The 24477-nt window shown below is 43.3% G+C and carries 26 protein-coding genes and 1 pseudogene; 23 read left to right on the top strand and 4 right to left on the bottom strand.

All coding sequences use genetic code 11. The features are described from left to right. Positions 1-3 precede the first annotated feature (3 nt). From LGO15_RS19590 to LGO15_RS19575, 4 genes are read left to right on the top strand one after another with little or no spacing between them, the layout of a single operon-like run. The gene (locus LGO15_RS19590) at positions 4-870 is read left to right on the top strand and encodes a CpaE/TadZ family protein (RefSeq protein ID WP_209438087.1); all 867 of its coding nucleotides are present in this window, start codon (positions 4-6) and stop codon (positions 868-870) included. After that, positions 867-2297 (top strand): TadA family conjugal transfer-associated ATPase, encoded by a 1431-nt coding sequence (locus LGO15_RS19585; protein ID WP_226085615.1) that lies wholly within the window; start codon positions 867-869, stop codon positions 2295-2297. The genes LGO15_RS19590 and LGO15_RS19585 overlap by 4 nt, the downstream gene beginning before the upstream one ends. Beyond that, a complete protein-coding gene (locus LGO15_RS19580) occupies positions 2294-3253 on the top strand; it encodes a type II secretion system F family protein (protein WP_167834408.1) in 960 nt (319 codons plus the stop codon). Before LGO15_RS19585 ends, LGO15_RS19580 begins: the two co-directional genes overlap by 4 nt. Before the next feature lie 2 nt (positions 3254-3255). Continuing rightward, entirely contained in the window at positions 3256-4176 is a 921-nt protein-coding gene (locus tag LGO15_RS19575; protein WP_226085614.1) for a type II secretion system F family protein, read from the top strand. A 292-nt stretch (positions 4177-4468) separates the two neighbouring features. Here the strand turns inward: LGO15_RS19575 and LGO15_RS19570 are convergent, their stop codons facing one another. Continuing rightward, positions 4469-5254 (bottom strand): hypothetical protein, encoded by a 786-nt coding sequence (locus LGO15_RS19570; RefSeq protein ID WP_226085613.1) that lies wholly within the window; start codon positions 5252-5254, stop codon positions 4469-4471. Between the two features lie 591 nt (positions 5255-5845). Here LGO15_RS19570 and galU point away from each other — a divergent pair. The 6 genes from galU to cydS all read left to right on the top strand — a co-directional run bounded on the left by galU (position 5846) and on the right by cydS (position 11685). Further along, positions 5846-6742, top strand: coding sequence for a UTP--glucose-1-phosphate uridylyltransferase GalU (gene galU / locus LGO15_RS19565; RefSeq protein ID WP_167834406.1), 897 nt, complete (start codon positions 5846-5848; stop codon positions 6740-6742). 2 nt (positions 6743-6744) lie between these two features. Beyond that, the gene (locus tag LGO15_RS19560) at positions 6745-8070 is read left to right on the top strand and encodes a UDP-glucose dehydrogenase family protein (protein WP_226085612.1); all 1326 of its coding nucleotides are present in this window, start codon (positions 6745-6747) and stop codon (positions 8068-8070) included. Between the two features lie 210 nt (positions 8071-8280). After that, entirely contained in the window at positions 8281-8925 is a 645-nt protein-coding gene (locus LGO15_RS19555) for a phosphatase PAP2 family protein (protein ID WP_226085611.1), read from the top strand. A 281-nt stretch (positions 8926-9206) separates the two neighbouring features. After that, on the top strand, positions 9207-10553 hold the full coding sequence (locus LGO15_RS19550) for a cytochrome ubiquinol oxidase subunit I (RefSeq protein WP_226085610.1): 1347 nt from the start codon (positions 9207-9209) through the stop codon (positions 10551-10553). Then, positions 10550-11575: a cytochrome d ubiquinol oxidase subunit II gene (locus LGO15_RS19545; protein ID WP_226085609.1), complete on the top strand. Its 1026-nt coding sequence runs from the start codon at positions 10550-10552 to the stop codon at positions 11573-11575. The genes LGO15_RS19550 and LGO15_RS19545 overlap by 4 nt, the downstream gene beginning before the upstream one ends. Positions 11576-11586: 11 nt before the next feature. Next, positions 11587-11685: a cytochrome bd oxidase small subunit CydS family protein gene (gene cydS, locus LGO15_RS24380; RefSeq protein WP_396654820.1), complete on the top strand. Its 99-nt coding sequence runs from the start codon at positions 11587-11589 to the stop codon at positions 11683-11685. A 47-nt stretch (positions 11686-11732) separates the two neighbouring features. Here the strand turns inward: cydS and LGO15_RS19540 are convergent, their stop codons facing one another. Then, entirely contained in the window at positions 11733-12056 is a 324-nt protein-coding gene (locus LGO15_RS19540; protein WP_167834401.1) for a BC1872 family protein, read from the bottom strand. A gap of 138 nt (positions 12057-12194) precedes the next feature. On the opposite strand from LGO15_RS19540, the gene LGO15_RS24240 reads away from it, so the two are divergent. Further along, on the top strand, positions 12195-12323 hold the full coding sequence (locus LGO15_RS24240; protein ID WP_264163776.1) for a hypothetical protein: 129 nt from the start codon (positions 12195-12197) through the stop codon (positions 12321-12323). Between the two features lie 170 nt (positions 12324-12493). Here the strand turns inward: LGO15_RS24240 and LGO15_RS19535 are convergent, their stop codons facing one another. Continuing rightward, a complete protein-coding gene (locus tag LGO15_RS19535; RefSeq protein WP_226085608.1) occupies positions 12494-13486 on the bottom strand; it encodes an LLM class flavin-dependent oxidoreductase in 993 nt (330 codons plus the stop codon). 607 nt (positions 13487-14093) lie between these two features. Here LGO15_RS19535 and LGO15_RS19530 point away from each other — a divergent pair. The 7 genes from LGO15_RS19530 to LGO15_RS19500 all read left to right on the top strand — a co-directional run bounded on the left by LGO15_RS19530 (position 14094) and on the right by LGO15_RS19500 (position 20903). After that, positions 14094-15695, top strand: coding sequence for an ATP-binding protein (locus LGO15_RS19530; protein ID WP_226085607.1), 1602 nt, complete (start codon positions 14094-14096; stop codon positions 15693-15695). A gap of 44 nt (positions 15696-15739) precedes the next feature. Then, positions 15740-16411, top strand: a complete 672-nt coding sequence (locus tag LGO15_RS19525; protein WP_167834399.1) for a response regulator — start codon at positions 15740-15742, stop codon at positions 16409-16411. 177 nt (positions 16412-16588) lie between these two features. After that, the gene (locus LGO15_RS19520; protein WP_167834398.1) at positions 16589-17599 is read left to right on the top strand and encodes a tripartite tricarboxylate transporter substrate binding protein; all 1011 of its coding nucleotides are present in this window, start codon (positions 16589-16591) and stop codon (positions 17597-17599) included. A 125-nt stretch (positions 17600-17724) separates the two neighbouring features. Then, complete coding sequence (locus LGO15_RS19515) at positions 17725-18183, top strand: tripartite tricarboxylate transporter TctB family protein (protein ID WP_167834397.1); 459 nt, start codon at positions 17725-17727, stop codon at positions 18181-18183. A gap of 14 nt (positions 18184-18197) precedes the next feature. Then, a complete protein-coding gene (locus LGO15_RS19510; protein WP_167834396.1) occupies positions 18198-19709 on the top strand; it encodes a tripartite tricarboxylate transporter permease in 1512 nt (503 codons plus the stop codon). A 136-nt stretch (positions 19710-19845) separates the two neighbouring features. Further along, positions 19846-20088 carry a hypothetical protein gene (locus tag LGO15_RS19505; protein WP_167834395.1) on the top strand — a complete coding sequence of 81 codons (243 nt, stop codon included), beginning with the start codon at positions 19846-19848 and terminating at the stop codon, positions 20086-20088. Between the two features lie 80 nt (positions 20089-20168). Further along, positions 20169-20903: a C39 family peptidase gene (locus LGO15_RS19500; protein WP_226085606.1), complete on the top strand. Its 735-nt coding sequence runs from the start codon at positions 20169-20171 to the stop codon at positions 20901-20903. A 60-nt stretch (positions 20904-20963) separates the two neighbouring features. Here the strand turns inward: LGO15_RS19500 and LGO15_RS19495 are convergent, their stop codons facing one another. Continuing rightward, positions 20964-21134 (bottom strand): hypothetical protein, encoded by a 171-nt coding sequence (locus LGO15_RS19495; protein WP_167834393.1) that lies wholly within the window; start codon positions 21132-21134, stop codon positions 20964-20966. A gap of 346 nt (positions 21135-21480) precedes the next feature. Between LGO15_RS19495 and LGO15_RS19490 the strand changes: the two genes are divergently transcribed. The 5 genes and pseudogenes from LGO15_RS19490 to LGO15_RS19470 all read left to right on the top strand — a co-directional run. Next, entirely contained in the window at positions 21481-22305 is an 825-nt protein-coding gene (locus LGO15_RS19490) for an amino acid ABC transporter substrate-binding protein (protein WP_167834392.1), read from the top strand. Then, a complete protein-coding gene (locus tag LGO15_RS19485; protein ID WP_167834391.1) occupies positions 22292-22993 on the top strand; it encodes an amino acid ABC transporter permease in 702 nt (233 codons plus the stop codon). The genes LGO15_RS19490 and LGO15_RS19485 overlap by 14 nt, the downstream gene beginning before the upstream one ends. A 24-nt stretch (positions 22994-23017) precedes the next feature. Continuing rightward, positions 23018-23752: an amino acid ABC transporter ATP-binding protein gene (locus LGO15_RS19480; RefSeq protein ID WP_226085605.1), complete on the top strand. Its 735-nt coding sequence runs from the start codon at positions 23018-23020 to the stop codon at positions 23750-23752. Between the two features lie 75 nt (positions 23753-23827). After that, positions 23828-23995 (top strand): YajG family lipoprotein, encoded by a 168-nt coding sequence (locus LGO15_RS19475; protein WP_167834389.1) that lies wholly within the window; start codon positions 23828-23830, stop codon positions 23993-23995. 15 nt (positions 23996-24010) lie between these two features. Then, positions 24011-24340 (top strand): annotated as a pseudogene (locus LGO15_RS19470) (redoxin domain-containing protein); the annotation flags it as partial. Positions 24341-24477: the final 137 nt, after the last annotated feature.

The raw sequence follows: 24477 nt of genomic DNA, 5'->3' as shown, positions 1-24477 counted from the left end.
ATCATGGAAAATACGGATGAACTGCAAATACATGAAAAGAAGCCGGCTAAGATGAAACGCGGCGAGCTTATTGCCGTTTGCAGTGCAAAAGGCGGGATTGGTCGCACGGTCCTGACGGTCAATCTGGCTGGAGCTTTAGTGAAGAAAAATATATCTGTAGCGATATTGGATGGGGATTTTCAATTTGGGGATATCGGTCTGGCCATGGATTTGAAGTCTGCTTTTACCATCCAAGAAGTGATTGAGGGGATGAGCACTCTCGATGAATACTCTATAGAAGGATATATGTCGAAGCATGAAAGCGGCGTGAAGGTCATGGCAGCTCCGGATCGGCCTGAGTTTGCAGATCTTGTCACGAAAGAAGCGGTGGATAGGATTCTTGATCTGATGCTGTTGAACTATGATTATGTGATCGTCGATACCTCTGTAGGCCTAAATGATCATACAGTCCATATCGCTGAGAAAGCGGATCAAATCATGGTCATGGCCAATTTGGAGATGACAGCTTTGAAGAATACGAAGCTGATGCTTGAGACCTTCGATATTCTTGAATTAAAAAATAAAGTCACACTCGTAATCAATCGCGCGAACATGGAGAGTGTGATCCAGGCAGCAGATGCAGCAAGGATTCTTGGATACGAGGATCCTGTCTATATACCCAATGATTTTCAAACATGCTCGCAATCACTTAATATCGGGATTCCTTTTGTCATTAACCAGGGCAAGACTGATGTCGCCAAAGCCATTTTCAAAATGGCTGAACGAATTTCCACAAGGCGTGAAATCACTCTATTCAAGGAGTCGAAATCACCTTCTTTCTTATCAAAATTAATTGGCAGAAAACGCATGAAGGGAGGAACAGCACAATGAGCCTTCTGAATCGCATCCAGGAAAGGACCCAGCAAGTTGAAGGGATGGGGAGTCAGCACGACGAATTTTTTGCCCAGGCTGACTCGCAACCAAAAGTAGACATCCGGTCTGTGTTCAGGGAACCACATAAAAAAGAGGCTGTCAGTCCGGAAATCAAAAGGAAGCAGGATAAGCATCAGGAGCTTAAAAACCTCATTCATAAAAAGATTCTTCAGGAATTCAAAGATGCACCTGTAGAGGAGATCATTCCTCAGCTAGATACGATGGCAATTGAAATCATGAAAGAGGATGAACAATTCAGGGGCAGCATTGACCGGAAGAAGGTCGTCGATGAACTCAGGAATGATCTAACCGGGTTTGGGCCGATCAATCCATTGCTGATTGACGAAGATGTCAGTGAGGTAATGGTAAATGGGCCTGCACAAGTGTACTGTGAACGGAAAGGGAAGATTGAGCTGACTTCAATCATGTTCAGGGACGAAGAGCATGTCATGAGCATCATCGAAAAAATCGTTGCACCCCTTGGCAGAAGGATTGATGAAAGCTCGCCGATGGTCGATGCGAGGCTTCCGGATGGGTCACGTGTCAACGCAATTATTCCGCCTCTTGCATTGAATGGGCCAACAGTCACAATCAGGAAATTCTCAAAGGATCCCTTTCAAATTGAGGATTTAGTTAATTTTGGAACACTAAGCAACGAAATGGCGATTTTTTTAGAGGCTTGTGTTAAAGCAAGGCTGAATATATTTGTCTCAGGCGGGACGGGCTCCGGAAAAACGACGACCCTCAATGTTCTGTCAAACTTCATCCCGCATGATGAAAGGATTATCACGATTGAGGATGCAGCCGAGCTTCAGCTCGGACAGGACCATGTCGTATCACTGGAATCAAGACCGCCCAATATCGAGGGCAAGGGTTCGATCACGATAAGGGATCTTGTAAGGAACTCGCTGCGGATGAGGCCTGACCGGGTCGTGATCGGTGAAGTCCGCGGTGCTGAAGCCTTGGATATGCTTCAAGCTATGAATACGGGACATGATGGTTCTCTGGCAACCGGCCACTCAAATAGCGCAAGGGATATGATTGCCCGTCTCGAAACGATGGTGCTGCTTGCAGGTGTTGAGCTTCCAGTAAAAGCAATCCGCGAACAAATCGCTGGTGCTCTTGACGTCATAATTCAGCAATCTCGCTTGAAGGATGGATCGAGAAAAATCACCAGTATTACCGAGGTGCAGGGGATGGAAGGCGATGTCATCGTGCTCCAGGATATTTTTACATATAAGCAACATGGAGTGAATGAGGATGGTAAAATCATCGGACATCTCGTCCCCACTGGTGTCCGCCCCAAGTTCTATGAGCGCCTTGAAGCATCAGGCATCTACATTCCAGCAAATGTCTTTATCGAAGGCGAGGAGTGGGGAGCATGATCTATATCCTTACCGCCTTGTTCATGATGACAGTATTTTTATTTTTTTACTCGATTTTTCACCGGATCTTTCTTTCGGACAAGCGTCTGGAGAAGCGAATTGAAAAATACTTGGCTAGTTCAGGGACGAAGCTTGACAGGAAGCAATATGATTTGATGGTTTACTACCAAATGACAAAGCAAAAGGTCAGGAAGAACATGCTGACCAAGGAGAAGAATTCAAAACTCGAGACCATGCTTAGGAGGTCAGGTCTTCCGCTTAAGCCGGAGGAATATATCCTTTTTAAATGGCTGGCAGCAGGAGCCACAGGTTTTTTTATGCTCCTTGTTTCAGGGAACATACTCCTGATGGTTATCGGCTTTTTCATCGGATTCCTGTTACCCGGCTGGTATGTAAAAAAGAAAATTAAGGAACGCATCGTGAAATTCAATGATGGGCTTCCAGATATGATTTCTACGATTGTCGGGTCTTTAAGGGCTGGGTTCAGTTTTCAGCAGGCTTTGAAAACGGTGATAGAGGAAGCGGGTTCACCGATAAAGGAAGAAATGGACAGTGTCATCAAGGAGATGCAATATGGAGCTAGTCTGGAGGACTCCTTAAATGACCTTAAAGAAAGAATGCCTAGCGAGGATCTGGATTTAATGATCCAGGCCATATTGATTCAGCGTCAGGTAGGAGGGAATCTAGCGACAGTGCTTGATAAAATAGTCCAGACAATAAGGGAGCGGACAAAAATTCACAGGCAGATATCTTCACTGACTGCTCAGGGGAGACTATCGGGAATTGTAATTGGCTTGCTACCGATCATCTTGGCTTTCGTCCTTTATTTAATCGAGCCTGAATATATCGGAACGCTTTTCCGTCACCCAATAGGAATTGCATTGACGATCGCCGGCATATTCGCCGGCATCATTGGATTTGTTCTCATCCGCAAAATTACGGCAGTTGAGGTGTAGGGATGCTCTATTTTACATTTTTCTTAACGATTGCGTTTGCCATCTATGGACTGTACTTAATGCGGGCAGAAAAGGCCAGCCACTTAAAAAAGCGTATGTCTACCTTTGTCAGCGGCGTGAAGGAAGAGATTCCAGATGTCACTGAAAAGGTCAGTAACGCTTCCTTATTTGAGCGAATCGGAAAGCCGTTGATCAATGAATTTAAAAGAAGCTTTAAACGGAGGATGCCAGGCGAAAAGGAAGCGAAAATCGAGACGAAGCTTCAGCTAGCCGGGAGCCCTTTTGGCATGTCACCTGTTGATTTCAGGCTGCTGCAAATCTCCCTTGTGCTGCTGTTCCCGCTTTTGGCAGGCGGATATGGAGCCTTACTCCAGGCAGGCTATGCAGGGATATTCCTGTTCCTGATAATAGGGCTTGCAGCAGGCATTTTCCTGCCACACTATTATTTAAGCATCAAGAAAAAGACAAGGAATAAAAGCGCTCTAAAAGAGCTTCCTGATATTCTCGATCTCTTGACCGTCAGCCTGGAAGCGGGACTTGGATTTGATTCGGCAGTAAGTAAGGTCGTATCGAAAAAGAATGGCGTCTTGTCTGCCGAGTTCCATCGCAGCCTTGAAGAGCTGAGGCTTGGCCGAACAAGGAGAGAAGCACTTACCGGAATCAAAAATAGGATCGAAGTCGAGGAAGTACGAGCTTTCATTAGCAGCATCCTGCAGGCTGAAAAGCTGGGAATTGGTATGGTACAGGTTCTCCGTGTCCAGTCGAATGAGGTTCGGGAACGACGCAGACAGCGCGCAGAGGAAGAAGCTATGAAGGCTCCGGTAAAAATGCTGTTTCCTCTTGTCCTGTTTATTTTTCCTAGCTTGTTCATCGTTTTGCTTGGCCCAGCGCTAATCCAATTTCTTCAAACTTTTTCAAAATAGCCCTGTAATCTTCGGTGATGATTTTCATGTAGCTAAGAGGATTCATAAACGGAGAAATTCCGGCTATTTTCTGGCAAGGACACTTATGAAACGGATATAAGCGAATGATTTCCGATTAACTGCTAAAAAAAAGATGAAATTCAACGATTTGGATTAAATAACCGGAAATTCGCCCCTTATTTTTAAAGAGTTAAGGGGCGTTTCAAATATAAAGGGAATTTTTACGTTTATTTTTCTACCATCAACTTCAGTAATAATAAAAAAAGACTGGCTTACTTGTTGCCAGTCCTTATTACTTTTTAGTGATTTTCGAAGGGTTATTGATTTTGTAAGCAACTGAGACATCAAGAAGCAAAGTTTCATCTTCGACGTCCTTGCCTTTTGGAAGGTTCTTTTTGACGATTTTGCCGTCGAATTCAAGCTGCTGTCCAGGCTCGAGTTCATGCTTTTTCAGCGTTTTGCTGTGTGAGCCCCATGCCAAACCAACCTCGATAGGTTCTTCCTGCTCGATCCTGACATTCTCGAAAACGACTACTTCGTCATTATCCTCATTGAAATGGTTCCAGCTAAGCGCAAACTGCTTCACCGTCGCTGTAAAATGGACCTTTTCCTCTGGCAGCACTAATTTTGGAGTCTTTTCCTTTTTTCCTTTTTCCTTTTTTGCAGGAGTTTTAGCTTTAGCTTCCGTTGCCGCAGGAGCTGTTGCTTTAGGCTTCTCTTTCTTTACCTCTACAACTGCACTTTCATCCCCGGAAGCTTGAGCAATGATTTCCTTACCGAAGCTGGAAGATTGCATCTCCTTGAGATACGCCGGGTGGATACAAGTTAAATTGCCATCCGGAAATTCAATCACAAGAGTATTGAATTCAGCACTTTCACCGAAGATTTCATACCCTTTTATCGTAACCAGACAATGCTGGTATCTGTCTTTATACCAAAACTCTTTCTTCGTGCTCAAACCCCATTCTTTGACCTTCTCGAGATAATGAACTTCGTCCTCAAATTCTTCGTATATACCTTTTGGCGGAATATATTGAGTTAAATGTGACTGGCTAGTGCCTGCAACCGAGTTTGCCATCTGACCACTTCCTTTCAAGTCTATTTTACCTTTACAGGACAAAGAAAAAAAGCGCCAGCCATTTTGTTGATTGGAAGACAGTGAACCAGAGTGAACTGTCTATACCCATCACTATGGGCATGACGGACAGAAAAGAAAGAAGCACAGCAGTTTTTGTCCATCATCCGGTTCATGACGGACAGAAAAGAAAGAAGCACAGCAATTTTTGTCCATCATCCGGTTCATGACGGACAAAAAGGAAGGAAACGCAGCAGTTTTTGTCCATCATTCGGTTCATTACGGACAGAAAGGAAGGGAACGCAGTAGTCTTTGTCCATCATCCGGTTCATGACGGACAGAAAAGAAAGAAGCATACCAATTTTTGTCCATCGTAGAATTCACGAAGCAAAACCCAGCTCCGCAACCGTCTCTACTTACACACACATTTTGCTTTTACAAGATTCATGAAAGGTTTACAGGCCTATTCATGAATAGACAGTAACTATTTACTTCGCATTTTAATGTCTTTTTTCAAAATAGTGGGCCTTTAACGTGCCGGGTGCTTGGCCTTTTGAATATACAAGACTATGGAATTCAAAAGGGAGGCAGCATATGAAAATCCGCAAAGCTATTATCCCGGCAGCAGGGCTGGGGACACGATTTTTACCGGCAACAAAAGCGCAGCCTAAGGAAATGCTGCCGATCGTTGATAAGCCGACAATCCAATATATCGTAGAGGAAGCAGTCGCCTCTGGGATCGAGGAAATTATTATCATCATCGGCAGGGGAAAAAGATCGATAGAGGATCATTTTGATAAATCCTATGAACTGGAAGATGCTTTATTAAAAAAGAATAAGCTTGATATTTTAGAAGAGGTCCAAAATATATCCAGCCTGGCAAAGATTTATTACGTTCGGCAAAAAGAAGCGCAAGGCCTTGGGCACGCCATTCTCTGCGCAAAAAGTTTTATCGGCAATGAGCCTTTTGCTGTTTTGCTTGGCGATGACATTGTAAAGTCAGAAATTCCTTGCTTAAAGCAAATTATCAATGTATTTGAATACTGCAATAGCTCTGTCATTGCTGTACAGAGCGTAGGGGATAGCGATGTCAGCAAGTATGGAATCGTAAAGCCAAAGGGAGCGAACCTGGAGCCGAACCTATTCTACATCGATTCATTGATAGAAAAGCCAAAAAAGGAGGAGGCTCCTTCCAATTACGCGATTATGGGACGCTATGTCTTGAGGCCTGAAATTTTTGACGTCTTGGCACAGCTTCCCTCCGGCCACGGCGGAGAAATTCAGCTGACGGATGCGCTTAATGAGCTTAATAGACGGCAGGCTGTATTGGCATACAACTTCGAGGGAAAGCGATATGATATCGGGGATAAAATCGGTTTCATCAAGGCAACAATTGATTTCGCACTGCAAAGGGAAGATACCCGGGACGATGTCATCGAGTATTTGAGAGATGTTCTGGGGATGACGGACCTGAAGAGCGAGTGTGACTGATAATGAACGTCGCTGTACTTGGAACTGGATATGTAGGATTATCCACTGGAGTTTGCCTCGCCGAAATTGGGCATGACGTAGTTTGCATAGATGTGGATGAAAGGAAAATCGATGTCCTCAAGCAAGGCAGGTCCCCGATTTATGAACCAGGGCTTGATGAACTTCTCATGAGAAATATCTCTGAAGGAAGACTTACTTTCACTTCTAATCATCCGCAGGGATTAAGGAAAGCTGACATCATCATCATTGCTGTCGGGACACCTCAGAGCGACGATGGGCAGGCGGACTTGAGCTATCTTGAGCATGCAGCAAAGGATCTTGCTGAACATATTGTCCGGGATTGTGTAGTCGTCGTTAAAAGTACTGTGCCAGTTGGTACGAATGAATATGTGAAACATCTGTTATTGGGGCAGCTAAAAAATAATGTTGAGATCAAGATGGTCTCTAACCCCGAATTCCTCCGGCAGGGAACAGCCATTGAGGATACCTTGAAAGCAGACAGGATTATCATTGGCTCGGAAGATGCTGATGCCTCTGAAAAAATCCAGGAGATGTATCGGCCGCTTAATGTTCCGTTTTTGTTGACGGATGTCAGAAGCGCAGAAATGATTAAATACGCCTCCAATGCATTTTTGGCGACAAAAATCAGCTTTATTAATGCAATCGCTAATCTTTGCGAAGCCGCTGGAGCTGACGTCGAGGCTGTAGCTAAGGGAATGGGCTTTGACAAGCGAATTGGATCAGCCTTTTTAAACGCCGGAATAGGATATGGCGGGTCCTGTTTTCCTAAAGATGTTAAAGCACTCCTGCATACATCCAAGGAGCTAGGAGTTCCTTTTTCATTATTAGAAGAGACAATCGCCATCAATGACCATCAGCAAAAGTTGCTTGTTGATAAGGCTTTGAAACGATTCAGTACATTAAAAGGAAAGAAAATCGCCATGCTCGGCCTCTCCTTCAAACCGAATACGGATGATATGAGGGAAGCGCCGTCGATCAGGATCGCCCGCGCCATCACTGCTGCTGGTGGAAAAGTTACAGCATATGATCCGGTTGCCACAGGCAATGCAAGGAAGGTCATCGGTGACATCATCACTTACGTTGACTCTGCAGTTGAAGCTGCGACAGGTGCTGATGCTTTGTTTATAGTGACAGAATGGGATGAGTTCAAACAGCTTGATGTTGCTGTCCTATTGGATGTCATGAAGCAGCGAATCATCTTTGACGGCAGGAACTGTTTGGAGCAAGTCGTCCTTAAGGTAGGGTGTCCAATTGAATATTATCCTGTCGGCAGGCCGGAGGTTATTATAAAAGATAAGAAAATATGACTTTATATCGAGAGTTGTCCAGCTCCAGCGCTTGTCGAGGCTGACTAAGATGCTCGCACTTTTCTTGAGAGGGAATGATTGAATTCATTCCTTCTTTTTTGCTTTATGAATGTTACTAACTTGCTAATAAGGTAATCTTGAAAGTGTTTTTTAAAATGGAAGAACAGGGAATAGTAAGGGTGATTTGAAACGTAAGCGGAGGGGAAATTTATGAGGCTTAATCTGCTCTTGATCGCCTTTTTTGGTTCATTATTATGTTTTATTTTGATGTCTTATCTTGTACAGGCTGATCATTTGGTTATTTTCGACAAGACTGTCATTGATATGGTGCAGGGATTTGAAGCAGGGCTGCTGACTGCAGCGATGAAGTTCTTTACCTATATAGGTTCGACAAGATTGATCATCATCCTGACCATTCCGATTTTCTTATTCCTTTTTTTTGTGTTAAGACTCAGGGGCGAAATCCTCATATTCCTGGCTGTTGTGTATATAACACCGATTCTGAACAGATTGCTGAAATTGTATTTTCTGCGTGCCAGACCAGATTTTCACCGGCTGATTGAAATAGGCGGATACAGTTTTCCGAGCGGCCATGCAATGAATGCTTTTTCTTTTTACAGTATCCTTGCTTTCCTGCTCTGGCGCCATGTACCCACTCGACCTGGGAGAATTGTCGTCATCCTTTTCAGCAGTTTGATGATTTTTGCGATTGGAATAAGCAGGATTTATTTAGGTGTACATTACCCTAGTGATATCATCGGCGGCTATCTTGCCAGCGGTCTGTGGGTCGCAGCAGTGATCTGGTTTTTCCAAAGATACATAGAAAGGCTGGAGATACCGAAAAGGGGGTACTGACAATATACTGTTTTACCGTTTTAACAGGCCCGATAATGGGAATGGAATGAAAGACACCTAATTGGAATACATATCATATTTCTCTCACATTTTTACTGTATAAAAGATTAAGGCAGAGGCTTACGAAGCAATGTGATTTAGTGAACAAACTTTTTCGAGGTGACTTTATGTATAAAAAACAAGAAAAAATGCTTATGTGGCTTGCTTTTATAGTGGCTGCCATAATGGGTCTGTCTTTTATCGGAAGAATTTTTGCTGGATAGAAAAGGGGTATTAAAAAAATGGGGAATGAAGAATCAGTTTTTTTCAGCCGTGTCTTGACGGAGCTTACATTATCCTTCCATATTATTTATGCCACTATAGGAGTAGGAATACCGCTCATGATCATGATCGCTCAGTGGCTCGGAATCAAGAAACAGGATGAACATTATATCCTGCTTGCTAGAAGGTGGACGCGCGGTTTTGTCATCACTGTAGCGGTCGGAGTTGTGACAGGAACGGCAATTGGCTTGCAGCTGTCATTGTTGTGGCCTAATTTTATGGAATTGGCAGGCAATGTCATTGCTCTTCCACTGTTCATGGAAACCTTCGCATTTTTCTTTGAAGCAATTTTCCTCGGCATTTATCTCTATACTTGGGACCGGTTTGAAAATCAGAAGAAACACTTGCTGCTATTGATCCCTGTTGCGGTCGGGGCCTCATTTTCAGCGGTATTCATCACAATAGTGAATGCATTCATGAATGCACCGCAAGGCTTTGACCTGGTCAATGGACAGCTGGTCAATATCAATCCGGTTCTGGCGATGTTCAATCCGGCGATGCCGACAAAGGTTGCCCATGTGCTGGCGACTGCTTATATGACTTCGGCTTTTGTACTCGCTTCGATTGGCGCATTCAGGCTTTTAAAAGGATCCAATCATATCTACCATAAAAAAGCGTTATTCCTAACAATGAAAATCGGCCTGATCTTTTCGATTGCTGCTGCGATCATTGGGGATTTCTCAGGTAAATACCTCGCAGAATACCAGCCGGAAAAGCTGGCAGCAGCGGAGTGGCACTTCGAGACTCATGAAGGAGCGCCGTTGATGCTATATGGTGTTCTTGATGACGGCGAAGTAAAATATGCGCTTAAAATTCCTTATGCGCTAAGTATTTTGGCACACAGCAATCCAAATGCTGAGGTCATTGGCCTTAGTGAATTCCCTGAAGATGAAATCCCTCCACTTTATATCCACTATTTATTTGATGGAATGGTGACGATCGGGATGTGGATGATGGCCCTGTCGCTTGCTTATGTCGTGGGTGTGTGGATGAAATGGAGTTTTATCCGGACCAGATGGTATCGCTGGCTGATCGTCTTTGGCGGACCGTTGTCGATAATTGCGATTGAGCTTGGCTGGTGGTTTGCTGAAGTCGGAAGGCAGCCCTGGATCCTTCGCGGAATCATGAAGGTAGAGGATGCGGCCACGACTAGCGGACAGGTCGATTTGATGCTGCTGCTGTTTGCCGGCTTATACTTGATCCTTGCCATCGGCAGCACAGTTGTATTAACAAGGATGTTCCGGAAAAACACAGTTGAACAGGAACTGGCAGACAGGGAACTGGAGAAGGAAGGTGAGTTTCGATGACACTTGAAATAATCGGCATATCGGTTCTTTGGATCTTTCTTTTTGGATATGTCATCGTCGCTTCCATCGATTTCGGGGCAGGTTTTTTCAATGCATATAGCTTGTTCAGAGGAAAGCAGCATATCCTGACAGGGATCATTCAGCGATATTTATCTCCAGTTTGGGAAGTCACGAATGTATTCCTGGTATTTTTCTTCGTGGGAATTGTCGGCTTCTTTCCTAAAACGGCTTATTACTATGGAACCATCCTTCTTGTTCCGGCCAGCATTGGCGTTGTTTTGCTGGCGATCCGCGGAGCTTATTATGCGTTCACCACTTACGGTGGATTGAAGAACAAGAGGTACACGTACTTATATGGACTTACTGGCTTGTTCATCCCTGCCTCACTATCGATCGTGCTGACGATTTCGGAGGGAGGCTTTGTAAAGGAGACTGCATCGGGAATAGAATTGGACTACTGGGCACTTTTCACCAGTCCTTTGACTTGGAGCATCGTTGTCTTGAGCCTGGCCGCCGTTCTATATATATCCGCCGTTTTTTTGACCTGGTATGCGAACAAGGCAAAGGACGAACCGGCAACAGAACTGCTGAGGAAATATGCCTTGATATGGTCAGTGCCGGCAATCGTGACGGCAACTGGCATCATTGTGGAATTAAGGAGCCACAACCCTGAGCATTACAGCAGACTGGTTGATTTTTGGTGGCTGTTTGCCATCTCCTTCATCCTTTTTGTGGGGACCGTGTACTTGATTGGAAAACGCAAGGCATATGGCGTGGCATTCGGACTATTGACCGGCCAATTCTTTATTGCCTTTTTTGCCTATGGTATTTCGCATTATCCGTATCTGCTCTATCCGTTTCTTAGCATATACGACAGCTTTACCAATGAAGCGATGGCCATTGCGCTCATCATTGCATTCATTGCAGGGCTAGGGCTGCTGCTTCCATCGCTGTACCTGCTGTTGAGGTTGTTTTTATTCAATAAAGATTATGTCCAGGGGAAAAGGAATGACCATGCATAGGAGGTTGGAAAATGGCTGAATTCACAATGTTTTACGCACCTTTCATTGTCATTATCGCATCGATTGCTGCGTCATTCTGGCTGGCAGGGAAGGACGAAAAAGTGGAATAAATTCAAAAGAGCTGTCATCTCACGGATGACAGCTCTTTTTGTATGATTTAAGACAGCTTGCGCCACAAAGATGAACTTGAGATTACTGAGTCATTTTCAATGATTGCATAGGCGGCATTCGTGATGGCCTCAGGCAAATTTTCCCCAGTCCCTTTGAATTGGTTAAAAGCAGCCTCGGAAACACCATTGGATGAAAAGCTATAGCCCAGTTTCTCCAATCGCTCGACAATCAGCATCGCGTGAACCAGGTTTTGTTCCGGCTGGAATTCAGAGTCATTAATGAAAACACCTTTTTCATAATCGAACCAGCGGTCCCATCTGTTCAGCTTCCACCCTAAAATCCTCCGTGCAATCGCATCCGTTTTCGTCATTGCTTTCTCCCTCTCCTTTATAAAAGTTTGTTATATAACAGTTTATCTAAAATTATTATATTGTATAACAGCAGTAAGGCGCAATGAAAATAAATTTTTATCTGAAATTTGAGCATCTTAAAACTGGGGGTGACAAACATGAATGAAAAAGAAATCAGCCAGCCAAATGTAAGGCTCGGCGGAAAGATCGCAAAAGAAAAAGGCCGGACAAACGGTGAGTTAGGAAATGACCAGGACATCAATTCTGGAAAGAGCCGAAAAAAATAGGAAAGAGGGATCGCCATGACAAATCGCAATGACAACCGCGAACGGAAAAACAAATACCCTAACAATAAAGAGCATAACATCTCCAAAGATGTGAATATTCGAAGCGGAATGACTAAAAAAGATTTAAAGGAATAATGGAAAGGGGGCTCTTCCCCCTTTCAGAAAGTCAATTAAAGCAGAGAGTCAGCCAACAAAGCATAGGTATTCACCTTTTCCTCAAAGCTATACAGATTATTGATTATCATGAATTCATCAGTTCTGTACACCTCACCAAGCCTCAAAAGTTCGTCCTTCACTTTTGTTGGAGTGCCAATGATCATCCGCTTTCGATTTTCCAGGATCTTGGATCGGTCGCTAGAAGTAAGCGGAGCATTTTTTGCCTCTTCCAGCGAGGGAATTCTGGTGTCCATTCCTTTTTCAACCCGCAAAAGCCATAAATCCTGGCTCAAGGCCAATTCTTCAGCCTTTTCCTCTGTTTCTGCGCAAACGACGAAAACACAGACATTTGCTTTAGGCTTATGAAGTAATGCCGAAGGCTGAAACTCCCGATAATATTGTTCCAGGGACCTTTTGCCATTAACAGGCGTAATGAAATGACCGTATGTAAAAGCTGTTCCTAGTTCCGCAGCAAGTCTTGCACCTCTGTGCGTTATTCCTAATAACCATAATTCAGTAGAACAAGGTCCCTCAGGATAGGCTTTGACCTGATGATATGGATGGTCGCTGGATAGTTCATTTCTTAAAAATCCCTGAAGATCTTTAACTTGTCTCGGAAATTCGTTTAAGCTCTTCCTCATCCCATCAGTCAAGGCAAGCCTTGTTGTCGCTGACCCGCCAGGAGACCGTCCGAGTCCAGCGTCAATCCGATTTGGGAACAAGGTTTCCAGCATCTTGAAATTTTCCGCGACCTTATATGGACTGTATTGCGGGAGAAGCACACCTCCGGATCCTACCCGGATTTTTTTCGTCATGGACGCTATATGGGAAATCAGTACTTCCGGTGAAGAACCAGCGATGCCATTGGTATTATGATGTTCAGCCACCCAGAACCTGGTATATCCAAGGTCTTCCGTGATTTGTGCCAGCTTAACCGTATTCCTTAATGCCTGGCCAGCAGTATCCCCCTTGCTGATAACAGATTGGTCAAGTACACTCAATTTCATTTTAACACCCCGCTATATGGTTGCTTTCTCCACAATGAAAACAAATTGTGAAAAGAGTGGATACTAATGGCCACTATCTATAAAAGAGCGCTTGAGCCCTTCTAATGGACAAAAATTGTGAAAACTCCGATGGAATTGTCCGATAGAGCCCTTCTAATGGACAAAAATTGTGAAAAGGCCGATGGAATTGTCCGATAGAGCCCTTTTAATGGACAAAAATTACGGAAACGCCGATGGAATTGTCCGATAGAGCTATTCTAATGGACAAAAATTACGGAAAGGCCGATGGAATTGTCCAATAGAGCTCTTCTAACGGACAAAAATTGTGAAAAGGCCGATGGAATTGTTCGATAGAGCCCTTCTAAAAGCTAAATGGTCAATCGAGGTTTTCCAATGGAGCCCTTTAACAGTATTCCCCGGTCATGTACATACAAACAAACGACAGCAGGATAACCACTTGGGATATCGACACTTTTAACAGCATTAATTCATAACCATCATCAATGTAAAAAAGTCATGGTCTGCAAACTTGATTGATTAGGGTGACAAGAATAGCAAAAATTATTAGAATATTAATAGATTTATAATAAATTCCATCGGGGGAGTCATGAAAAAGAAAAAGCATCAAATGTCCCTGCAAACAAAAATCATCGGCTCTAACATTATTAATACAGTGTTTATCATCTTCATTTTCCTGGCAATATCACTGGTGATTGAATACAAGCAGGTTGAAAAGCAAAGGGGAAACCAGGCTCTTCAATTAGCAAGAACGGTATCATCAATGCCTACTGTAATTAGAGCTTTTGAGGAGGAGGATCCCTCGAAGACTCTTCAGCCACTCATGAATCAAATTAGACGGGAAACTGGGGCCCAATTCATCGTTATCGGGAATAAAGATGGACTGAGATATGCTCATCCAGATGAGAAGAAACTTGGATTGACAATGATAGGAGGAGACAACAGTCCGGCATTAAAAGGTGAATTTTATATCTCTAAGGCGAAAGGTTCACTAGGACAGTCAATCAGGGGAAAAGGCCCGATCCGGAATCAGCAAGGTGAGATTGTCGGCATCGTATCAGTCGGCTATATGATTGCTGACTTAAGGGAGGATGCTTTTCAGAGAGGAAAAGAAATAGGTTTCATTTCCCTGATCGTCGTCATGATCGGTATTATTGCAAGCTATCTATTGGCTAAGAATATTCGGAGGACAACCCTAGGCCTGGAGCCGCATGAGATGACGTCCCTGTATCTTGAGCGAAATGCCATACTTTATTCCATAAAAGAAGGCATTATCTCGGTTGATAAAAATGGATACATAACAATGATTAATCAGTCTGCTAAAGAACTATTGGATATACAAGAAGACAGCGTGAATCAAAAGATTGAGAGTATCATCCCCAATACCGGTGTGTATAGTGTACTGGAATCGGGAAAGCCGGACCGTGATCATGAAATCACCTTAAGGAATAGAGATATGATCATCAATCGGACACCAATTATTGAAAATGGTGAAGTAATCGGTGTGGTATCTACATTCCGAGATAAAACAGAGATCAATAAAATGCTCGAAACTCTGAGTGAAGTGCAGAGGTATTCCGAGGATTTACGGGCACAAACACATGAATTTTCCAACAAGCTTTATGTGCTGTCAGGTCTGCTTCAATTGGGTAAGCATGATGAGGCTATAGAAATGATTCAGGCAGAATCAGAAGTTCATGAAAGTCAAAATAAAATCATTTTTGACCAAATCTTCGATACGAAAATACAGGCACTTTTATTAGGCAAACTGGGGAAAGCTTCAGAGAAAAAAATTCATTTTGTCATAGATGAGAATAGCAGTATGGGTCCGCTGCCCGCACATATTCCCTACACTGATGTTATATCGATCATCGGAAATCTCATTGACAATGCCTTTGATGCTGTGGAAGGAAGCAAAGATGGGGAAGTGACATTTTTTGCGATTGACCTAGGTGAGGATTTGATCATTGAAGTATACGACAATGGATCAGGTATCTCACTCCATGAGACAGATAAGATATTTGAGACGGGCTTTTCCACAAAGGGCGAGGAAAACCGTGGATATGGTCTGGCAATCGTAAAACAGGCAATCGATAAACTGGATGGAAACGTTGAGGTAGAATCCAAGCCTGGCACAGGATCGGTATTGACCGTTTACCTGCCGAAAAAGAGATTCAGTACTGCAAATTAGACTTATCGAAGATTGGACATCTAACAGGGAAAAGGGGTGGTGGAATGATCAAGGCAGCTATTGCAGAAGATGATTTCAGGGTTGCGTCAATCCATGAACAGTTTTTAGAAAAAATCGAGGGAGTCACGGTCGCAGGTAAAGCATTGAATGCCAGGGAAGCGATTGACCTGCTGGAAACTAAGGAAGTAGATGTGTTGCTGCTGGATAATTATCTTCCCGACAAAAACGGTGTATCCATACTGCCAGCCTTAAGAAAACGATTCGAGAATTTGGATATTATCCTGATTACTGCTTCTACAGAACGGAAAGTGGTGGAGCCATCAATACGCAATGGAGTAGTAGATTATATCGTTAAGCCAGCCACTTTCGAACGATTCAGGGAAGCTATCGAAAAGGTGGTCAGGCGCAGGCGACTGATGGAATCCAATGAGGAATTCAATCAGGCAATCATCGACAAGGTGATCACTGGCGTGCAAGCTGAACCGGTATCCGACCTTCTGCCAAAAGGAATCGACCCGTTAACTCTTGGAAAAGTTGAAGAAACCTTGAGCATGCTTTCAAGCGGCATAAATGCTGAGCTTTTAGGTGAGCAGTTAGGCGCTTCAAGAACGACAGCCAGAAGGTATTTGGAATATTTAATTTCCATAGGGAAAGCTAGAGCTGAATTAGAATACGGAATCGTTGGAAGACCAGAGCGAAAATACTATATGGTTTAAGACATCTCCTTTTACGGGAGATGTTTTTTTATGTAATCGATACCGCTTCCGTGAACAAAATGAACAAAACATCCACAAAGTTTTTTATGGAAGTAAAATTGTAAACGGTTACATTTTAATTATTCTGAATTAATATAGCGGTTAAGGATGGAAGAAGATTTATAAGGGGGAAACAAAATGAAAAAGTTTTTAGCGACGGCTGCAGCGTTCACAATGCTGCTGGCAGCAGGATGTTCGAACCAGTCATCTGGCGAGGGCGGTGCTACAGGGGAAAATGGGGAATGGAAACCGACTAAGCCGATAGAAATTACGGCACCAGCTGGACCTGGCGGCGGTTGGGATACAACTGCACGTATGGCTTCACAAGTTTTCGAACAGGAGAAAATCATTGATCAGCGCCTGCCGGTAGTGAACAAAGCAGGTGGAGGCGGAGCGATTGGCTGGGCTTATATCGCTGGTAAGAAAGATAGCGAGCATAATATGTTCGTAGCTTCTCCACCATTAATTTTAGTTCCTTTAAACGGGCAGTCGGAGTACGGGTATGAAGACTTCACTCCGCTAGCGAACGTAATCGCAGACTATGGTGCTTTCGTTGTTAAAGCGGATGCAAAATGGAATAACCTGAACGATCTTTTTGAAGACATGAAGAAGGATCCGGCAAGCGTCAGCGTTATTGGAACGTCGTCACCAGGCAGTATGGACCATATGCAGTTCGTGAAAATTGCTAAGGCTGCGGGCGTTGATGTAAAAAAAATCAAGTATATCTCTGACCCTGATGCAGGCGGTTTAACAGCTGTATTAAATGGAAGTGTGGATGTTTATACAACTGGCGTTGCTGAAACAATTGAACAAGTAAGAGCAGGTAAAATCAAGGTTCTTGGTATCACTTCTGAAGAAAGATTGGAAGGAGAAGTTCTATCTGACTTCCAAACAGCAAAGGAACAGGGAATTGATGAAACGTTTGTAAACTGGAGAGGCTTCTTTGGACCACCAGGAATGGATCCTGCTGCAGTTAAGTATTATGAAGAAAAATTCAAGGAATTAAGCGACTCTCCAGCATGGGATGAAATCCGCAAGAAATATGGATGGGGCGAACTTTACATGGATAGCGAAGAATACAGCGAGTTCTTGAAAAAAGAAGCAGAAGACATGCAAAAGCTTCTTGAAGAGTTAGGGTTGGCTCGCTAACTCTCGGCAAGGAACTTAATTCAGGGCTCTTTTTGACTTCTGACTGAAGTGCGAAAGAGCCAATTCGAAAGATAGAGCAGTCATGCCTGTTCTATCTTTCATTCTATTAAAAGAGGTGACCACCATTGCTAAGCAGGATCAATCAAAAAATTGCCGTAATCCTGGCAATACTAGCAGGTTTCTATTTGGTATTAAGCTATAATCTGCCGAAATACCCCAACGCCATCATTGATGCGGATGTCGTGCCTAAGGGTTTAGGATTGCTATTGCTGTTTTTCGCAGTTCTTTTATATTTTGATAAAAAAGAAGAGACTGAAGCGGAAAAGCTTAAGCGAACCATTACCAAAGAGAATGTTTTATTATTATTGTCCGTTCTTGTTTTTATCTTAATTTATATTTTTCTATTAGAAATCGTCGGGTTTTTACTCATGACTGCCTTATTTATTTTTGGATGTTCAATATTCCTCGGATATAAGAAGCATGTAGCCAATGCAATTGTTTCGATTGCATTTTCTCTAGTTATATATGGACTATTCAACTATCTTTTGAAAATTAATTTGCCAGCAGGAATTATCCCGTTGTAAAAGGAGGGTAGATCATGGATGCATTTCAAGGTTTAATGTCAGGATTTCAGGTGGCTTTTAGCTTAGAGGGAATCCTGTTCGTATTTATCGGTGTTTTTGTAGGTACATTCATCGGAATGATGCCAGGATTGGGTCCAATCAGTGCGATCGCGATCATGATCCCGATCACTTACACGATGGATCCGACGGTAGCATTGGTCATGATGGCCGGGGTTTATTATGGTGCCATCTTTGGAGGTTCAAGTTCCTCGATTCTTCTAAACGCTCCGGGTGTTGCCGGGACAGTCGCGACAGCGTTTGATGGATACCCGATGGCCCAGCAGGGAAAAGCAGGAAAGGCGCTTGCCATTGCGGCAATTGCCTCTTTTACAGGGGGGACAGTCAGTGTCATTCTGCTCATGTTATTCACGCCAATTTTATCAGCTGTTGCAGTATCGTTCGGTCCAGCAGAATACTTTGCCCTCATGTTCCTGGGCCTGACTGCCATTTCAAGTTTATCTGATGGGTCAACCATCAAGGCATTCATCTCAGCGACGCTTGGTTTCATGGTCGTTACAATCGGGATCGACAGCCAGACAGGGACAAGCAGGTTCACTTTCGGGAACCCGAATCTCCTTGAGGGGATTGACTTCCTGGTCATCGCGCTTGGGTTATTTGCTCTTGCAGAAGTCAGTACACTCGTCTTAAATCGAAAAGACAGTTCAATGAGTGACAATAAAGAGATTGGCAGCCTTCGTTTGTCGAAGGAAGATGTAAAGGAAATGAGCGGGCCGATGGCAAGGCAGTCTTTTCTGGGATTCCTTATCGGTGTCTTGCCAGGGGCTGGAGCAACAATCGCTTCGTTCATTGCTTATATCACCGAAAAGAAGCTGTCCAAAAAACCAGAAGAATTTGGGAAAGGCTCTATAAAAGGCTTGGCAGCTCCTGAAACAGCGAATAATGCTGCTACAGGAGGAGCATTTGTTCCGCTCCTCAGCCTGGGCATCCCAGGTTCGGGAACAACAGCTGTTCTGCTGGGAGCATTTTTAGTACTCGGTGTACAGCCAGGTCCATTGTTGATTCAAGACCGTCCAGAAGTATTTTGGGGGATCATTGCTAGTATGTATGTCGGGAACATTTTCCTATTGATCCTTAACCTTCCGTTGATTCCTTACATCGCGAGGGTACTCAGGATTCCACGGCCGCTATTGATTTCACTTGTGATCATCTTCAGCTTGATTGGAGTATATGCCATCAGCTTCAATACCTTTGACCTGTATATGCTAGTCGCATTTGGAATCATTGGATTCCTGATGAGGATGTTCTCGTTTCCGGCGGCACCATTTATTCTTGCCTTTATCCTTGGTGGAATGATGGAACAAGCCTTCAGGCAAACGCTGACAATATCAAACGGAAGCCTAGGCATCTTTATGGATAAGCCAATCGCACTGACGCTGATCATTGTGAGCTTGCTGACTATTTTAGTTCCACTGGTAACAGGGCGAAAAAAGGTTAATGCAAATAGTGATGCAGGAAAACCTTTATAAACATGAAAAGCTGCAAGCCACCTGGTTTGCAGCTTTTTATTGCAGGGCCTCAGTCTTCTGTATTCTCGTAGAAATGTTTATCTGCACTCATATGGGCTATAAGTAAGGTATTACAAGAATAGGAAGGAGTGCCGACATGAAGACAAAAAACTTACTGCTTTCAGTCACGTTTGGGACTGGCCTATTGCTTGCCGGCTGCGGAGCACAAGAAGAGCCGCCGCCTGAAGAGGATCCGGTGATGGAACAGGATGAACAAGCTCCTCCGGCTCCAGATGGAACCCAAGAATTCCCTGGTGAACCTGAAGAGGGAACAACTGAGAATGATGAAGAATTAACTGAAGATGAACAGGAAACAATCGAAGAATCGGTTGAAGAATAATGCAAGATGGAAGGCCTTAGAACCGTCTCGGTTCTAAGGTTTTTTTATTAAAACTTCACTTTGAAAAGGAGAGAAAAAGGTTGAGAAAAGCAATTTTACCATTAGTCATCATGCTCGCTGGCTGTACGGGTGCAGATAGTCCTCCTCCAGACAAGGACCCTGCCTCTGATGGGAATCAACAAACGGAGATGAAGAATTCCAATGAAAAAAATACAAAGCAAGACAGTGAGTCAAAAGTGACACTTGACGCTCCACATATATCCCAATTGCCCGAGTTAGAGCGAGGCTGCGAGGTCACATCACTTGCTATGCTTTTACAGCATGCGGGCAAGGATGTTGGCAAGATGGAGCTATCGAAGGAAATTGACCGTGTTCCATTTGAAAAAGACGGACAGAAGGGGCATCCGAGTGAGGGGTTTGTAGGTAATATGAAGACAATGGACGAGCCAGGGCTAGGAGTCTATCATGGTCCCGTTGCAGAATTGGGTGAGAAATACCTTCCGGGAAAAATATTGGACCTGACGGGAAAAGGATTTAAAGAAGTAGAGAAGCATATTCAAGATGGCCGTCCAGTATGGGTACTGGTACCAAGTACATTTGCCGTCGTGCCAGAAAAGCACTGGGAAACTTGGAACACCAAAAAAGGCAAAGAAAGGATCACATACAAATGGCATTCGGTATTGGTCACTGGATTTGATGAGGATCATGTGTATGTTAATGATCCGCTGGAAGGTAAAAACGAGAAGCTCTCAAAAAAAGACTTCGTAGCTGGATGGGAGCAGTTCGGAAGGCAGGCAATTACTTACAAAGAGTAGTAAAAGAAAATGCTGTTCCTTCGGATTTGAAGGAACAGCATTTTTTCGTGTATATAGGGGTTACTCCCCATCACTGTCAGATTTATCATCATCCAGTTTGAAATCCTCATCTTCCACATCATTTTCAGTATCCTCAACCGGTGGTTCATTTTCCTGATCCGTCTCCGCAGAACACCCGCTAAAAAAAATGGCAAGCGCCAGTGGAATTCCATAAAAAAGCTTCTTTTTCACAACAAGTCTCCTTTCTTCCAAGCATCTCTGGCTTGGATAGAATGATTATTCTAGAAGTTACCCCATCATTGCCAGGGTAAACGTCTTAACTTTGGAACTAAAGAGAGCAAAATTCAAATAGCATCCATATCATTACTTGTATCTGGTTTCTCTCCATCTGATTGGATCAAATAGATCACACTGATCTCTGTTAATGAAGGAATGCTATTTTACATACTGGAGAAAGTAACTAATAAGGACTGGATGTTTTTCTTGAGGGAATACGAGATAAACTTTTTGACTGTCCAGAGAAAATGAATTATGATGATTAAATCTTATTAAACCAACTAGAATAGGAGGAATTAAAATGAAAAGACTTTCCTTTTTATTTGTTCTAATCCTTTCCGCAGTTCTATTACTATCTGGATGCGGTGGACAGGAGCAAGATGATGAAGTGCTGCAAGGAAACGATGCAACTGAGGAAGAAAACTCAGTTCTTGCTAAGGTAGAAAAAGAAGGGAAACTTCTAGTGGGGACAGAAGGTACCTATCCTCCATTTACTTTTCATGACAAGGACGGGAATCTAACAGGCTTTGATGTTGAAATCGCAAAAGAAGTTGCTAAGAGACTAGGGGTTCAAGCGGAGTTCAAAGAAACTCAATGGGATGCCATGTTTGCTGGTCTTGATGCAAAGCGTTTCGATATGGTTGCAAACCAGGTGGGAATTAAGCCGGAAAGGGAGGAGAAGTATTTATTCTCCAAACCGTATATCACCTCGACTGCAGTATTGATTGCTCATGAAGACAATACTGAATTAAAAGGTTTTGAAGATTTGAAAGGGAAAAAGGCTGCCCAGTCCATGACTAGCAACTATGCTGACATTGCAAGGGAGAACGGAGCAGAAATTGTTGGTGTTGATGGCTTTAATCAGTCCATTGAACTCATTTTATCGAAACGAGTTGATGCAACAATCAATGAAAGTCTTTCCTTCCTTGATTTTAAAAAGGCTAAGCCAGAAGCAAAAGTAAGAATAGTTGCAGAGAGCGAAGATGCTTCAAAAAGCGGATTGATGTTCAGACAAGGCAGTGACACTCTTGTCGAAGCAGTGAATGGTGCACTTGCGGATATGGTAGCAGATGGTACCTATGACAAAATCTCCTCGAAATGGTTTGGTGAAAATGTACTTGAATAATATACTGGCTGACCCTGAAAGGTTGGCAAGACTGATGGAAATAGCCCAAAATTCAGTTGTCCCCCTATTACAGGGGGCTATTTTTTATACAATCCCTTTAACTCTGATTTCCTTTATTTGTGGATTAGGACTAGCCGTCTTAACGGCACTAGCCAGGATTTCGGATGTAAAACTTCTGCAGATGATTGCCAGGATTTATGTATCCGCAATCAGAGGGACACCTTTATTGGTTCAGTTATTCATCTTGTTCTATGGTTTGCCTACCATTGGAATTACACTGGATCCATGGCCGTCTGCAATCATCGGATTCAGCCTGAATGTTGGTGCCTATGCGTCTGAAATCATAAGGGCAGCCATTCTTTCAATACCTAAGGGGCAATGGGAGGCGGGATATTCCATCGGAATGAGCAACAGGCAGGTATTGAGGAGAATCATTATCCCTCAGGCTGCAAGGGTATCCATTCCACCCCTGTCCAATACTTTTATTAGTTTAGTTAAAGATACCTCACTTGCATCCATGATTCTGTTAACCGAAATGTTTCGGCGAGCACAGGAAATCGCGACCACAAACTATGAATTTCTTCTTCTCTATACGGAAGCAGCGCTTATTTACTGGGTCATCTGCTTTATCCTTTCAATTGTTCAGGGAAGAATTGAAAATCGACTTGACCGATATGTTTCTCGCTAAAGTGAGTGTGTAAGGAGGATATGTATGATCTCTATTAAAGGTTTAAAAAAATCTTTTGACCAGCTGAAAGTGTTAAAAGGTCTTGATCTTGAAATTGAAAAAGGGAAAGTTGTGGTCATTATCGGTCCATCAGGATCCGGCAAAACTACCTTTCTTCGCTGCCTGAATGTCCTTGAAACACCAACAGAAGGAAGGATTTCTATTGGCGGGCAGAGGATTGACTTTTCTACAAAGGTTTCACCAAAATCTATTTCTTCGTTCCGCCGTCTTACCGGTATGGTCTTCCAAGGATATAATCTATTCCCACATATGACGGCTCTGGAGAATGTTATGGAAGGACCTTTGACCGTAAAAAAAGAAACGAAGGATAAGGCTCGCCAGAAAGCAGCATTCTTTCTCGAAAAGGTAGGACTTTCTGACAAAATGGATTATTATCCTTTTCAACTGTCAGGCGGCCAGCAGCAGCGTGTGGGAATTGCCAGGGCACTGGCGATGGAGCCGGAAGTCATGCTGTTTGACGAGCCGACATCTGCCCTGGACCCTGAGCTTGTTGGCGAAGTGTTAAAAGTAATGAAGGATCTGGCAAATGAAGGCATGACAATGGTCGTGGTCACTCATGAAATGCGGTTTGCCCAAGAAGCGGCAGATGAAGTGATCTTTATGGACGGCGGTGTAATCGTTGAACGGGGGGCACCTGACAGCATTTTCACCAATCCAACAGCTGACCGCACAAAACAATTTCTGCGGATGATTCAGTAAAACAGCAGTTTAAAAACCTATGGTTGAACTGATAAGGAATTTTTCGAATCTGGATTTTCGAACAGGGAGATACCTATGAAATCAAAAATCATCTTTTTTATGCTCTTGTCGGTCTTGGTCCTGGCAGGATGCGGACAAACAAAATTAGAAGAAAACATGACATTGTTGAATCAGGACAAGAACGAAATCACTTTTCCACAGGAAAAACCAACACTATTTTTTTTCATTACCACCTACACCTGAACACTATGTCAACAGCAGCTGGTTCAGTTGCATGAAAATCTTGATCAACTAAAAGATCTAGATGTAAATATGTATATTATCAGTAAAGATACGCCTGAACAACAACGTGAGTTATACGAAGCTTTGGACGAGAAATACGGGAAGAGTCTACCTTTCATTTCTGATCCTGATCTGGAAATGATCGATCACTTTGATATGAAAAATGGAGATGCATCATACAGGGGATATGGACTGCTGGATGAAAAAGGAACTGTCATTTTCCAAACAGTCAATGATCATTGGGGCGAACAATTCGATCAAACAGTGAAAGAAATAAAGGATGAATATAATAGCCATTCAAAGTGATTTTTGCTGAATTCTATAAAAAATGCTGCCGGTTCCATGGATCGGCAGCATTTTTATTGGCTGATAGGAAGGATTTACGATAAAACAGTTAATTAATTGAGTACTTGGTTACCAAGAACTAAAAGCATAGCCCCGGA

It is taken from the genome of Mesobacillus sp. S13, from assembly GCF_020422885.1.
Taxonomy (GTDB): Bacteria; Bacillota; Bacilli; order Bacillales; family Cytobacillaceae; genus Mesobacillus; species Mesobacillus selenatarsenatis_A.
Note: the sequence above shows the minus strand (reverse complement) of the source record. Positions and strands in the feature narration are given on the sequence as shown.

Bases quoted from the DNA above. Each gene is read 5' to 3' on its own strand.
- LGO15_RS19530 (WP_226085607.1), top strand. From the start codon at position 14,094: ATGAAAAAGAAAAAGCATCAAATGTCCCTGCAAACAAAAATCATCGGC.
- LGO15_RS19570 (WP_226085613.1), bottom strand. From the start codon at position 5,254: ATGGCAAACTCGGTTGCAGGCACTAGCCAGTCACATTTAACTCAATAT.
- LGO15_RS19585 (WP_226085615.1), top strand. From the start codon at position 867: ATGAGCCTTCTGAATCGCATCCAGGAAAGGACCCAGCAAGTTGAAGGG.
- LGO15_RS24240 (WP_264163776.1), top strand. From the start codon at position 12,195: ATGAATGAAAAAGAAATCAGCCAGCCAAATGTAAGGCTCGGCGGAAAG.
- cydS (WP_396654820.1), top strand. From the start codon at position 11,587: ATGGCTGAATTCACAATGTTTTACGCACCTTTCATTGTCATTATCGCA.
- LGO15_RS19490 (WP_167834392.1), top strand. From the start codon at position 21,481: ATGAAAAGACTTTCCTTTTTATTTGTTCTAATCCTTTCCGCAGTTCTA.
- LGO15_RS19485 (WP_167834391.1), top strand. From the start codon at position 22,292: ATGTACTTGAATAATATACTGGCTGACCCTGAAAGGTTGGCAAGACTG.
- LGO15_RS19480 (WP_226085605.1), top strand. From the start codon at position 23,018: ATGATCTCTATTAAAGGTTTAAAAAAATCTTTTGACCAGCTGAAAGTG.
- LGO15_RS19505 (WP_167834395.1), top strand. From the start codon at position 19,846: ATGAAGACAAAAAACTTACTGCTTTCAGTCACGTTTGGGACTGGCCTA.
- LGO15_RS19580 (WP_167834408.1), top strand. From the start codon at position 2,294: ATGATCTATATCCTTACCGCCTTGTTCATGATGACAGTATTTTTATTT.
- LGO15_RS19550 (WP_226085610.1), top strand. From the start codon at position 9,207: ATGGGGAATGAAGAATCAGTTTTTTTCAGCCGTGTCTTGACGGAGCTT.
- LGO15_RS19575 (WP_226085614.1), top strand. From the start codon at position 3,256: ATGCTCTATTTTACATTTTTCTTAACGATTGCGTTTGCCATCTATGGA.
- LGO15_RS19535 (WP_226085608.1), bottom strand. From the start codon at position 13,486: ATGAAATTGAGTGTACTTGACCAATCTGTTATCAGCAAGGGGGATACT.
- galU (WP_167834406.1), top strand. From the start codon at position 5,846: ATGAAAATCCGCAAAGCTATTATCCCGGCAGCAGGGCTGGGGACACGA.
- LGO15_RS19560 (WP_226085612.1), top strand. From the start codon at position 6,745: ATGAACGTCGCTGTACTTGGAACTGGATATGTAGGATTATCCACTGGA.
- LGO15_RS19590 (WP_209438087.1), top strand. From the start codon at position 4: ATGGAAAATACGGATGAACTGCAAATACATGAAAAGAAGCCGGCTAAG.
- LGO15_RS19475 (WP_167834389.1), top strand. From the start codon at position 23,828: ATGAAATCAAAAATCATCTTTTTTATGCTCTTGTCGGTCTTGGTCCTG.
- LGO15_RS19525 (WP_167834399.1), top strand. From the start codon at position 15,740: ATGATCAAGGCAGCTATTGCAGAAGATGATTTCAGGGTTGCGTCAATC.
- LGO15_RS19540 (WP_167834401.1), bottom strand. From the start codon at position 12,056: ATGACGAAAACGGATGCGATTGCACGGAGGATTTTAGGGTGGAAGCTG.
- LGO15_RS19545 (WP_226085609.1), top strand. From the start codon at position 10,550: ATGACACTTGAAATAATCGGCATATCGGTTCTTTGGATCTTTCTTTTT.
- LGO15_RS19510 (WP_167834396.1), top strand. From the start codon at position 18,198: ATGGATGCATTTCAAGGTTTAATGTCAGGATTTCAGGTGGCTTTTAGC.
- LGO15_RS19555 (WP_226085611.1), top strand. From the start codon at position 8,281: ATGAGGCTTAATCTGCTCTTGATCGCCTTTTTTGGTTCATTATTATGT.
- LGO15_RS19520 (WP_167834398.1), top strand. From the start codon at position 16,589: ATGAAAAAGTTTTTAGCGACGGCTGCAGCGTTCACAATGCTGCTGGCA.